Raw genomic sequence first — 12,739 nt, forward strand, 5'->3', positions numbered from 1 at the left:
CGCTAATTTACTAATTTTTACGAGATTCTGTCCCGGAATGGTATGAAAATGGGATGATAATCTGCATGAAAAAGATACTATTACCACTTTTTGCAGTTTTACTGTTAGGACTCGTTTTAAATTGTTCCTCAGTGCCCACCAAAGATCCTTTTCTTCAAAGGCAATGGATGCTCATTTCTTTTGATGGCTTTTCAAAAGATCAATTAATAGCCAATAAAGCCGAAATGAATCTGACAGCCAATAGGGTAAAGGGTAAAATTCAGGCAAGTGTTTATATGGGATGTAACCGGATGTCTTTTGCTTCTGAATTTAAAAAAGAAGGAAAAGTGAAATTTTCAAAAGGAATAAGTACAATGAAAGCCTGTCAGGATATGAATCTTGAAAACTCTTTTCAGAAGAAAATAGAAACGATGACTCATTATTCTATTGAAGGGCATTTTCTTACTCTAACAGATGATCATGGAAATACTATGAAATTTGTAGCTGCTGATTGGGATTAATCATACCATTTCTCCCTATACGAAACAAAAGTCCGCATAATAGCGGACTTCTTTGTTTGAAAAATCTAGTTTGGTTATCAGCTTTTTGAGGTTATCAGTTTTTGAGAGTCATTAGTTTTTGGGGATTGTTTTTTTTATTTCTTCCAGAGTTGCTGTGTTAGGCAGCCCGGTAACTGTCGTTTTTGTGTTCCTGGAATTTATACTATTGTGATATGCTTGTCTGTTTGGGATCGTTTTTTTAATATCTTCAAGACTTGCTGTATTAGGAAGAAGCTTTCCTGAATTGTCTGCAGCTGCTTTGGGCTTGGATTCCTGTTTTTTAACTTCCAGGCCTCGATCAGATGCCAACCCGGTACTTACCGGATTTTTTTCAGCTCTTTCCTTATCAGCCTGAATTTGGACTGCCTGTTGTTCTTTTGCCTGTTTTACAACCAGTGCCTGATCTTCTTCTACAGCAGTCGTTTTTTTACTTTCCTGAGCATAAATAAGAGTGCTTAGAAATAATAATGGGATGATATATGCTATTTTCATGACGGTTTATTTTATATTGACTAATACTTGAATTTTTCCAACTTCTTTTTGGTCATAATCCTGAAGTGCTTTTCCGATGACCTGGCCAATTTTTACCTTTTTGAGATTGGCTTTCATGGCAACTCCCGCTTTAGATGAAGTCACCAGAAGATCTCCTCTTTTTATTTTTCCGTTCTCAAGGCATACTTTGGTAGGAATAACACCAATGACACCCATTGGCGCTTTATTGGATATATCAATATCGATATGTTCTTCTGTAAGCAGTACACCAGGTTTAGTAGCATACACTCCGGCAACAAGAGTAGAGTAGGGAGTTGATGATTTTTCAACCGTTCTATCTGCTTTTGTTGAGATAACCAGAATATCACCAGGTTCATATTCAGAGATGTTTCCGTTGACATCAAAAGCTTCCGCAACGTCAGCACCACTGTTTTGTGTGCCGCCATTGAAAAATCCTTTTCCGGTATTATCAATACGGGCAACGTTTACGGTTCCCGGGTTTCCTGATTTAAACAAAGCCAGAGATCCTGCACTATGAGTTTCTACAGTAAGTGCTGCATTGGTATTAGATGTATTAAAATTAACAAACCTGGCAGCTCGTCCGTTACTGAAATTAGGAACCCATGCATAGATTGCACTTCCTGTTCCGTCTACAGTGGTTTCTACACCATCTCCGGTGTTGGATGCATTAGCGGTGATACCATTACCATCTGCAATAGCAATCAAGGCAGGGCCGTTTCCTGCAGGATTGGATGCGTGGAAAAGGCCTGCGTATCCTCCGGTTCCGGAAGATACTCCATAAATTCCTGCTGTGCCAAAGTTGGCAAACTGTGAATTGACTTCTCCTCTTACTGCAGGAGAGGTTCCGGTCACTTTATCTACCTTGAAATTACCTGCAATACCGTTTCCAACAGTGGTTACAGTGATAACATCGCTGGTGTTTGATTCATTGAAAATATTAAATCGTCCGGCACGTCCGGTAGCAAAAGAAGGAACCCATGCATAAAGCGCATTTCCGGCACCATCAATATTGGTCTCAACCCCATTGCCATCTTTACCTGCATTGGCTGTAATGGCGTTACCGTTACCGTCTGTCAAAGCGATCAATGATGCTCCGTTTCCGGCAGGATTGGAAGCGTAGAATAGTCCGGCTCGTCCTCCGGTTCCGGATGAGACACCAAAAATAGCAGCAGCACCAAAATTTCCAAAAATAGTATTGACCTCCCCTCTTACCGCAGCTCCTACACTATTGGTATTATTGAGTACAAAAGAAGCAGCATTGCCTTTGGTATTATCAGGGATGTTTCCATTTCCGTTAGATGCCACTTCAAAAGTATTAGCATCAGTATTTGTATTGTTGAAATTTTCAAACCTTCCCGCACGTCCGGTACTGTTATTTAAACCTACCTGACCGTAAACACCGATACCCGTTCCGGATGTATTGGTCGCAACAAATCCTCTCACTCCATATCCTCCTCCATCATTACGGCCCACAACCGCTCCGGCAATATCACTGGTCGTTCTACCCACAACTGCTTCACCTGCTCCGGTATTGTCTCCTATAATCCCTGCAGATGACTGGGAAGAGGTGATCCCGTGGGCACCAAATCCTCCTGCAGTAGAACTTAGTATTCCGGCTCCAGTACCTGTGGTGGAAACATTGATAACTGTTCCGTTCCCTACAGTAGATGCCGTAAGAACACTATTGGCGTTAGCATTATTGACGATAGAAATATTGGCAGCAATACCATTGTTACTTGTGGCATTTAATCCTGTTCCTGTATTACTGTTTGCGTAAACACCATATCCGTTTCCACTGGCATTTCCGTAAACTCCTAAACCATTGGGAGTAACGCCATATACGCCCCAGCCGCTTCCAGCCTGGCTTCCCCAGACTCCAATTCCCAGTCCGCCGGTTCCGTTATTGATACCGCGTACTGCAGAAGAAAATCCTCCGGGGGCTGTATTGCTTACAATTCCTCTTACAGCAGCAATACTGGATGTGGTTGTGCTGTTGGCTCCTTCCACAGAAGTTCCATCACCATTATTGATTAATGAAAATAAAGTGGAGGCATTATTTACCGTATTGGAGTAGGGGATCGTAAAGCTTCCTCCGCTCACTCCGGCAGATTTAGCATATAAAGCATAGGGTACACTTAGTAACTGGCTTGTTCCTACTATGGTATAGTTGGTTCCACCAGCTGGATCTGTTTCTGTTTTTAAATAGTAGCTTGCTGAGGACCAATCAATAGTGGCGAATGTTCCGGTAAGGATTGTTCCTGTTCCTATTTCGAGACTAACAAGTCCGTTGGCATTGGTATTTCCGGTGAGTCTTTCAGAATAGACTGCTGCTCCGGCAGGAGATCCCTGCAATATGCTTACTCTTATAGCAATTCCTTGGTTGGCTAAGAGTTGTCCGGAACCATTTCTCATGACAGCTTGGTAGCTCATTTTTTCCGGAGCCTGGGACAGTCCAATAAAGAAACCTGTCAGGATCCAAAACAGTGATAATATTTTTTTCATGGCGTTTTATTTTTTTATGATTTTGAAAGTTTTGATATTTTCTCCATTTTGAGTAATAGCTGCTGATGCATCCAATCCCGCTGCTAAAACTACAGCCTGAGCGTGTAGTATGGAGATGGAAAAGACAGACAGAATAATACAATAAATAGATATTCTTTCCATGGATAACAGTTTTGGTGATTAATAGATGTGTTTTCTTGGGGAATTTGGGAAGACTAAATTACCACCTATCTCCATTGATTAGCAGGAAAATAGACCAACGGCAGAAATAATCGACCAATGGCATTGGTGAATTATTATGATGTATTTTTAAGGATTAAAAAAAGAAAGATTGTCCTTGTAAGTTCGGCCAATAGGAAGTTTTATACGATGCGGAAGTTCTATTTCGTGACAGTTTTTTCCGCGGATAAGATGACGTGGGACAGCATAGCTTCTGTGTATTCTGACAAAAGAATTGAAAAAACTTTTTTGCAGAAGATTTCCCAGTGAATTTAAAATACAATGATTTTTTTCAAGTGTGATGATTCTGGTGTAATCTTTCAGAGCTTCCAGGTAGAGAATATCTTTCATTTTAATCTGAAAAACATGACCACCTTCTTTTATTTTAATGCAGTTTTCTCCCACCATGGCATCATAGCATTCACATTTTTCTTTTACTTCAAAAAAATCAAAAAGCTTTTCCATCGAATAATGAAAGCGTTCTGCGGTAAGCGGTTTGGTAATAAAATCTAAAGTATTAATCTCAAAAGCTCCGGCAGCCAGTTCGGGATGAGAGCTTACGAAAATACAGGCAGGGATCTTATGGGCCAGCTTTCTGAACTCAAGACCGTTCATCCCCCTTAAATTGGTTTCGGTAATCAGGAGATCAACAGGAATGTCAAGATAGGGAACTGCCTTTTCAGCAGAGTCGAAAGTGGCAACAATTTCAATGTTTTCATATTGCCTGATATAATGCTGAAGAACCAGCCTGTCCAGTTCATCATCATCAATAATCATACATCTGATATGGGTAATCATGATTTCCGGAGATTAGTTTTTGATTTAAATAATTAAAAATCAGAAATTTATTATATAAAGTTATTGATTTTTTATAAATCATTCATCAGTAAACTTAAATTTATATTAAAATATGTTATTAAATAAAAATTGATTTTGTTTTTTTTCTGAAAAATATTAACTTGTAAAAATCATAAACATAGACAGAACTTAATGTTAGAAAAGAAAGAACATAACTATGAGAAAGCTGTCCTGGTGGGTGTTATTACCCAGAATCAGGATGAAGAAAAACTGACGGAGTATTTGGATGAACTTGAGTTTTTAGCTTTCACAGCAGGAGCAACCGTACAAAAGCGCTTTACCCAAAAATTAACTCAGCCTGATTCCAAAACCTTTATCGGTAGCGGAAAAGCCATCGAGATAAAAGAATATGTAAAAGAAAATGAGATCGGAACCGTAATTTTCGATGATGAACTCTCTCCTTCACAGCTTAAAAACCTGGAAAGGGAAATGGAGGTTAAAATCCTGGACCGTACCAATCTTATTCTTGATATTTTTGCCCAGAGAGCACAGACTTCATATGCGAGAACTCAGGTGGAACTGGCACAATACCAGTATCTTTTACCACGACTGACAAGAATGTGGACCCACCTTGAGCGTCAGAAAGGGGGAATAGGGATGAGAGGTCCCGGAGAAACGGAAATTGAAACTGACCGTCGTATTATCCGTGACAGAATTACCTTGCTGAAAGAGAAACTGAAGACGATAGACAAGCAGATGGCTACCCAGCGTAACAATCGTGGGAAAGTGGTTCGTGCTGCTTTGGTAGGATATACCAACGTAGGGAAATCTACCCTGATGAATTCCATTTCAAAATCTGAAGTTTTTGCGGAAAATAAATTATTCGCTACACTGGATACCACGGTAAGAAAAGTGGTAATTGGAAATTTACCGTTTCTGTTGACAGACACCGTAGGATTTATCAGAAAACTTCCTACTCAGCTGGTAGAATCTTTTAAATCTACATTGGATGAGGTTCGTGAAGCCGATCTTTTGATCCATGTGGTAGATATTTCTCACGAAAGCTTTGAAGATCATATAGAATCTGTTAACCATATCCTGATGGAAATCAACGCTCATCAGAAGCCGATGATCATGGTTTTCAATAAAATTGACGATTTCAGCTATGAGAAAAAGGATGAAGATGATCTTACCCCTTCAACCCGTAAAAATATTTCTCTGGAAGAATGGAAAAAGACCTGGATGGCAAAATCTAAATATCCAACGGTTTTCATCTCCGCGTTAACGAAAGAAAACTTCCCGGAAATGAAGAAAATGATTTATGATGAGGTCATGAAGATTCATATTTCCAGATTTCCATACAACGATTTTCTTTTCGAATATTTCGACAACGACGAAGAAGAAAGCAACAATTAATGAAATACCATTTTTTCCTTTTGTTCATCCTGTTTTCGGTTTTTGGGTTCAGCCAGAAATCAAAAATTGATATAAAAGCTATTGAGAAAAGTCTCAGGACTTCCGACTCTCCGTATAATTACGATAAGCTTATTTTCAAATTTAAAGGATACCCTAAATCTCTGGACAGTATAGAATCTCAATATCTGTACTACGGAAGAAATTTTAGAAACGATAAAATAAACACATCAGATGATAGCTTTAAAAGTCTGGTAGAAGCCTTTAAACAAAACAATTTTGCAGATTGTATCAAACAGGGAAAAGCTTTGTATGATAAAGATCCTACCAACCTGGATGTGCTGCTGATTCTTCTCAGGGCTTACGATTCTGTAAAGGATGGAAATAACTTTATCCATCATCTGAACCAATTCCGTGCACTTACTGAAGGGATAAGAAGTTCGGGGGACGGAAAGTCAGAAAAAACAGCCTTTATCGTTAATTCTGTAGGAGATGAATACATTCTGCTGAATATTCTGAATATAGGGCAGGATTACACAAGACGTTCGAAAGCTTCTAAAGATGCCATGTTTGACATCTGGGAAAAAGATGGGAATCAAATTTATATCAAAATACTCTATTTGGAACTCACCAATTAATCTTAAAATAAAGATACTTAGTGGAATTATATTATTCATTTTCAGCATTAATCGTATTAGCATCAATATTTGCCTATCTTAACTATAGGTTTTTAAAACTTCCAAGTACCATCGGAATTATGGTAATCGCCATTGTAGTATCAATTTTTCTGGTACTGTTTGGAGAAACGGTTCTTCCGAGAACTTTCGGACACCTACACAACCTTATGAATGGTATCGACTTCACGGAGGTGTTGATGGGTGCTATGCTTAATTTTCTACTCTTTGCAGGGGGAATCCATATTAATATTAATGACCTGAAAGAACAGTTCAGACCTGTAGTGATATTTTCCACAGTAGGTGTTGTGATTTCTACCTTTGTCGTAGGATTCGGAATGTTTTATCTGCTTCCTTATGTGGGGGTTAAACTTCCTTTTATCTACTGTCTTGTTTTCGGTGCTTTGATTTCTCCTACCGATCCGGTAGCGGTTCTGAGTGTACTGAAACAGGCGAATGTATCCAAATCTCTGGAAACAAAAGTGGCCGGAGAGTCTCTTTTTAATGACGGTATGGCAGTTGTGGTCTTTACAGTGATTTTGCAGCTGGCGATCGGAAAAGAAGTGGATCTGAGTGTTGAAACGATAGGATTGCTTCTCCTTAAGGAAGCAGGCGGAGGTCTTTTACTCGGGGTTCTGTTAGGATGGGTTACTTCAAGATTGATGCGTGAAGTGGACGATTATATTATTTCCGTATTAGTAACGCTTTCAGTGGTAATGGGAGGGTATCTGATTGCCCGTCAGATGCATATATCAGGTCCATTGACTATGGTGGCGGCAGGATTATTTATGGGAAATTTCAACAGAAGTTTCAAAATGAAGTCTGTTACCCAGGATTATCTGATCAAATTCTGGGAATTGATTGATGAAATCCTGAACGCGGTACTATTTCTGTTCATCGGATTTGAACTTTTGATGATTAAAGATCTCAGACATTTCATGATTCCGGGCTTAGTGGCCATTGTGGTGGTTTTGCTGGCAAGATTTATTTCGATCTGGGGACCTACAAAATTTACTTCCCTGAGAAGAAGTTTCAGTCCACAAACGGTGAAAGTGCTTGTTTGGGGAGGAATTCGTGGCGGAGTTTCCATTGCATTGGCGATGTCTGTTCCTAAAAGTGAATACAGTGAAATTATTTTAAGTATTACCTATTGTGTCGTCGTATTCTCAATCATTGTTCAGGGGCTTACCATTGCTAAAGTGGGCAATCCGAATAAGATTGCCAAAGAAGAAGAGGAGCAGGAAAATATTGCTGTAGAAGAAAACGCTTAAAATCATATGAGCATTGTTAAAGAAATACAGGAAGCACTTGCTGTTTTATCCATTCCTGAAAAGGCGGAATTTTTTCCAAGATTTTTCAAAACTGGAAAAGGAGAATATGGTGAAGGCGACTTGTTTCTGGGCGTAAAAGTTCCGGATCAACGCTCTGTGGCCAAAGAATATTATTCGAAAATAAATTTAAAGGAACTCAGTACATTACTTTCTTCAACATATCACGAGCACAGGCTGACAGCTCTTTTTATGCTGATTTCAAAGTTTGAGAAAACAAAAGATAAGGCAGTAAAAGAAGAAGTGGTCGCTTTTTATCTGGATCATCTTCCTTATGTGAACAACTGGGATCTGGTAGATTCTACCTGCTATAAAATTTTAGGCAGATATGCTTTTGAAAATCAGAAAGAAAACCTTCTTGTAGAGCTTTCGGAATCTGATGAGATGTGGCATAAAAGGATTGCTGTTGTCGGAACAATGCATTATATAAAAAAAGGATCATTTGATCTGACCAAAGAATTTGTCACCAGAAATCTGAAACATCCTCATGACCTGATGCACAAAGCAAACGGATGGCTGCTAAGGGAAATGGGAAATAGAAGTGAAGGCGAGCTGATCAGTTATCTGAACCAATATTATAAAGAAATGCCCAGAACATGTCTTCGGTATGCTATTGAAAAACTGGATGAAGATCTTCGCCAGGATTATCTTAAAGGACGAGTTTAAAAAATAATATACGGAAAAAGTACCGTATTTTCCCCTGAAAAAGTACCGGGAAACAGCTATTTATGCCCAAAAAATCAAAGATTATAAGGATGTAAGGCCAGAATTAAGTAATTTTGTGCTTTTAAACCTGATCATGAAAAATTTTCTCAGATTATTTCTTCTATGTATTCCTTTGCTGTTCCTGACAAGCTGTTTTGATATTCTGGATAAAGTGAATATAAAAGCTGACGGAACAGGAGAATATACCATTATTCTTAACGCAAGCAAGAGCAAAACAAGACTTGCTTCAATTTCTAAAATGGAAACCATCAACGGAAAAAAAGTTCCTAAAAAGTCAGAAATTGAAACTAAAATCAATGAGGCTGCCAGAATTTTTAAAGGAACTCCCGGAATCAGCAATGTGAAAACCTCCATGGATTTTGATAATTACATCATCAAGCTGAGCTGTAGTTTCAAAAAGATTGAAAACATTAATGCAGGTCTGGAAAAACTGAAAGCCCAGAAAATATTGGGTAAAATGGTTCCGACTCAGGTTTACAGTCAGAATCTTGAAAAAAAGACATTGATAAGGAATAAAGTCAATACTTTCAAGGCTGATTATGACAAGATGAGTAAGGCAGACAAAGAGGTTTTTACTGATGCGAAATATACTTCTATCATGCAGTTTGAAACTCCAGTGAAATCACAATCGAATACTACTTACGTGCTTTCTCCCAACAAAAAGGCTCTTAAACTGGAAGCAGATATTCTGGATGTTATCCTTCAGAAAAAACAAATACAAAATACCATCCTTTTTCAATAAATTTCTAAACTATAGTCATGAAATCTATCTTTTTAAAAACACAAACCATTATTTTCGTCCTCTTTGGCTTTACATTGATTTTAGCCCAAAACAGCATGAAAATTCCTTCCGATGCCGTATTTTATATGGAAGTTAACGGAAAACAGCTTAATAATAAAATCAACTGGAATAAACTGAATCCTTTGCTGCATGAGCTCAGCAAAAAGAGTAAAGAAAATCTTTCATGGACAGATTATTCCAAAACAGGAATCAAATACGACGCTGTTCAATACCATTATGCGAGCTTTAATGACTCCATTAAAGCATATAATACCCATTTTATCATTGATAATAAGGAAAAGTTTCAGGAGTTCATTAATTCTGTAAAGAAAAAAGGACAGGAAGTTTCCAGCAGAAAGAACTATTCTTACGTAGATATCAATGATGATGTTTTTGTAGCATGGAACGGGAGCCGTGCTGTTCTCAGTATGATCAGCTATACAAAACCTTATAAGGATCTTTGGGTAGAGGAAGCAGTTGCAGACAGTACAGCAGTTGCAGTGGTGGACTCCGCTTACGCAGAGCCGGGAGATACAGTGTATACCGAAGAACCGGAAAAGCCGTTTGATTATAAAGAAGAGATCAAAAGTCTGAAGGATGATATTAAGTATCTGAAAGAAAGTATAAAAGATAATAACAACGAGATTGCAAGAATACAGAAAGATATCAAATACCTGGAGAAACATCATAAATATCCTGCAGATAAAGAAACTGCTGAAAATTCTGAAAACGGAGAAGAAATGCCGGAAGATGCTTATGATGAGGAAGAAGAAAAGGCTTTCCAGAAAGAGCAGGATTCTATCCGTAGAGAAAACTTCAGGGTTGTTAAAAAGAACGCAGAAGATCGTTTTGACCAATATTTCAGTTCAAATTTAGAAATTGAAGTGCCTAAAGAAATGCTTTCGTTCAGAGATGCCAATTCCGATGTTTTTGTGTATACAGACTACGGAAGAATTGTAAATGAAGGCATCTACGGAAAAATGACAAAGTATTACGGCTATGGACAGTTTTTCAAAAACATGTACAATTCCAACTATGCATACAATCTGTATTTTGATAAAGACAAAGTAAGGCTGGTTAATAATTATCAGCACAAAAATGGTGACATTCAAAAGAATATTTCTGCCATTTATAAAGGGAAGAAAAACAAAAAACTGCTGGAGCTGATCAATGAAAAAAGTGTCGGCTACTATGCAATGAATGTGAATGGCGCAAAATGCTTTGACATGATGTACAGTCTTCTTCAGAACTCAGGAGAAAACGAGTACAAAAAAGAAATGGAGCTGATTATGGAAACCATGAAAATTGTACTGGATGAAGAAGCAATTACCAAAATTGCCCCTGGAAACGGAATCTTTGTTTTGAATGAATTAAAATCCAAAACCGTAGAATACACCGATTATGAATACGATGCAGATTTCAATGAAAAAGAAGTAAAGAAAACAAAAGAAATTGCTGTTCCTAACTTCACTTTCGCATTTGCAACAGAGAATGAAGGGTACTGGAACCGTATTTTTGATTTGCTTACAACCAACAAAAAAATGTCTAAGAGATTCTCTAAAAAAGGAAACCTTTATACCTTTAAAGAAGAGAAAAACGGAGGATATGTAGATCAGTTGTTTTTTACTGTGAAAGATGGAGTAGTATACCTTATGAGTGCTGCAGATAATAATTTACCTGTAAACCAATCTGATGTTTCCAGAAAATGGGCAAAAGACTCCGCTAAATATCCATTGTCCGGCAGACTGGATATTCAGAAGCTATTAACAGGACTAGACAAAGAATTCAAAAGCCCGAAAGAGAGAAAAACGTTAGAGGCGATCAAAAAAAATGTAGGAGAACTGTATTATAAAACGGAAGTAAAGGGAGAAAGCATCCAGACTGAGATGAATTATAACATCAAAGATTCTTCAGAAAACAGCTTAATGTATTTCTTTGATATATTCGATCAGGTTTTTAAAGCTAAAGAAACAGAAAAGAAGCCTCAAATTTTATAGATGAACAAAAAGAAAATTATTGTCCCGTTATTTTTATTGCTTGCTGTTTCAGTATATTTTATAGCTTTTCACAAAGATAAAAGCCTTCAGTATATTCCTGATAACGCAGATGCAGTCGTTTTAATCGACACGAAGAAATTAACGGGACAATACCTCTTCAGTTTAGCAACCCATCCTTTAAAATGGTCCGGAAGCAAAGCAAAGAGTAAAACCTCCGGTTCACTGAAAGATTCAGGAATCAGAATTCCGGATTTTCTGCAGATATTTCATATTAAAGACACTAAATTTTCAGAATGGTACAGTGTTTTAGAGCTTAAAGATTCGCAAAAACTCATCACCTATTTAAAGAAGCAAAACTTTGTTGCTAAAGGTAATAACCGTTTTCAGAAGGAGCAGTTTTTCTTTATGATAGAAGGAAATTATTGTATTGCAGGAAGTTCAGATCTTGCTTTTGAAAACCTTCAAAAAAAACTTCTTCAGAATTCTGTACATCATGTTTGGGAGGCAGACCGCTTTATTCAAAATACATTGGGAAGCATTTCGTTCATTTCAGGGCAAAAGATCCGGAACTTTTCCATTGAGTTAAATGAGGATGAAATTGAGATTAAAAATAACTCAGACATTCAGACTTTTAATACAATTGCTTCAAAACTTCAGAAAGGAAATCAATTTCTGGAATTGGAGCTTGATAAGGAAAACATCAAAAATTTTACCCGTTTTTTTAATAAGAGTATTGCAGATTCATCACAGGCTGTGTCTTTAAAAGCTACGGCCAATCTCCAGCAGATCAATGATACCATTGTCACTTATGAATATGATGATAATTTCAATGAAGTTGAAAAAAAGACAGTTCAAAAGATTACCCAGCCCAGCTATATGATCAATATTCAGAGTAATAATCCTGAAAAAACCTGGAAGTACTTTCAGTCTAAAATGTGGATCAATGCTGAAAATCAATTCACGGCTATTCCTTTTCAACCCAATGAAATCAAAAGGAATAATAAGGGAGTTGTCATAAAATCTACCCGAAAACCAGTATCATTATCTCCCCAGCTCAAAGAAAATTATATGCTGATCAGAAATAATGCTTTGCTGTATTCTTCTTTGAAAACATTGAATAACACTGAAAAGAAGATCATTTCTGACATTGATTACGTGTTGTATGGGAACAAGGCTCAGAATTATTGGGTAAAAATAAAAGCGAATAAAGGAGAATTACCCTTAATTTTACGTTGGTAAGCATAGAAAC

General features: G+C 37.5%; 12 protein-coding genes. 8 read left to right on the forward strand and 4 right to left on the reverse strand.

Features of this window, described 5'->3' with window-relative positions; translation table 11 throughout:
- Positions 1-65: 65 nt before the first annotated feature.
- Complete coding sequence (locus RHP76_RS15730) at positions 66-500, forward strand: META domain-containing protein (RefSeq protein ID WP_065119611.1); 435 nt, start codon at positions 66-68, stop codon at positions 498-500.
- Positions 501-611: 111 nt separating this feature from the next.
- Here the strand turns inward: RHP76_RS15730 and RHP76_RS15735 are convergent, their stop codons facing one another.
- The 4 genes from RHP76_RS15735 to RHP76_RS15750 all read right to left on the reverse strand — a co-directional run bounded on the left by RHP76_RS15735 (position 612) and on the right by RHP76_RS15750 (position 4,571).
- Positions 612-1,031 carry a hypothetical protein gene (locus tag RHP76_RS15735; protein WP_062673047.1) on the reverse strand — a complete coding sequence of 140 codons (420 nt, stop codon included), beginning with the start codon at positions 1,029-1,031 and terminating at the stop codon, positions 612-614.
- A gap of 6 nt (positions 1,032-1,037) precedes the next feature.
- A complete protein-coding gene (locus RHP76_RS15740) occupies positions 1,038-3,554 on the reverse strand; it encodes a beta strand repeat-containing protein (protein WP_311228556.1) in 2,517 nt (838 codons plus the stop codon).
- Between the two features lie 6 nt (positions 3,555-3,560).
- On the reverse strand, positions 3,561-3,716 hold the full coding sequence (locus tag RHP76_RS15745; protein WP_311228557.1) for a hypothetical protein: 156 nt from the start codon (positions 3,714-3,716) through the stop codon (positions 3,561-3,563).
- Positions 3,717-3,863: 147 nt separating this feature from the next.
- Positions 3,864-4,571 (reverse strand): LytR/AlgR family response regulator transcription factor, encoded by a 708-nt coding sequence (locus tag RHP76_RS15750; protein ID WP_065119593.1) that lies wholly within the window; start codon positions 4,569-4,571, stop codon positions 3,864-3,866.
- Positions 4,572-4,763: 192 nt separating this feature from the next.
- Here RHP76_RS15750 and hflX point away from each other — a divergent pair, with 192 nt between their 5' ends.
- The 7 genes from hflX (at position 4,764) to RHP76_RS15785 (ending at position 12,729) form a co-directional block, all read left to right on the forward strand.
- Positions 4,764-5,987 carry a GTPase HflX gene (gene hflX / locus RHP76_RS15755; protein ID WP_062673053.1) on the forward strand — a complete coding sequence of 408 codons (1,224 nt, stop codon included), beginning with the start codon at positions 4,764-4,766 and terminating at the stop codon, positions 5,985-5,987.
- Positions 5,987-6,622 carry a DUF4919 domain-containing protein gene (locus tag RHP76_RS15760; protein WP_311228558.1) on the forward strand — a complete coding sequence of 212 codons (636 nt, stop codon included), beginning with the start codon at positions 5,987-5,989 and terminating at the stop codon, positions 6,620-6,622. Before hflX ends, RHP76_RS15760 begins: the two co-directional genes overlap by 1 nt.
- 20 nt (positions 6,623-6,642) lie before the next feature.
- Positions 6,643-7,929, forward strand: coding sequence for a cation:proton antiporter (locus RHP76_RS15765; protein ID WP_311228559.1), 1,287 nt, complete (start codon positions 6,643-6,645; stop codon positions 7,927-7,929).
- 6 nt (positions 7,930-7,935) lie between these two features.
- Positions 7,936-8,652 carry a DNA alkylation repair protein gene (locus RHP76_RS15770; RefSeq protein WP_311228560.1) on the forward strand — a complete coding sequence of 239 codons (717 nt, stop codon included), beginning with the start codon at positions 7,936-7,938 and terminating at the stop codon, positions 8,650-8,652.
- 133 nt (positions 8,653-8,785) lie between these two features.
- Positions 8,786-9,454 (forward strand): hypothetical protein, encoded by a 669-nt coding sequence (locus RHP76_RS15775; RefSeq protein WP_123278647.1) that lies wholly within the window; start codon positions 8,786-8,788, stop codon positions 9,452-9,454.
- Positions 9,455-9,471: 17 nt separating this feature from the next.
- Entirely contained in the window at positions 9,472-11,490 is a 2,019-nt protein-coding gene (locus RHP76_RS15780; RefSeq protein ID WP_311228561.1) for a hypothetical protein, read from the forward strand.
- Positions 11,491-12,729 carry a hypothetical protein gene (locus RHP76_RS15785; protein WP_311228562.1) on the forward strand — a complete coding sequence of 413 codons (1,239 nt, stop codon included), beginning with the start codon at positions 11,491-11,493 and terminating at the stop codon, positions 12,727-12,729. It begins immediately after the preceding gene.
- The last annotated feature ends 10 nt before the right edge of the window (positions 12,730-12,739 follow it).

The sequence above is a fragment of the Chryseobacterium sp. SG20098 genome (assembly GCF_031844745.1).
GTDB classification, from domain to species: Bacteria; Bacteroidota; Bacteroidia; order Flavobacteriales; family Weeksellaceae; genus Chryseobacterium; species Chryseobacterium cucumeris.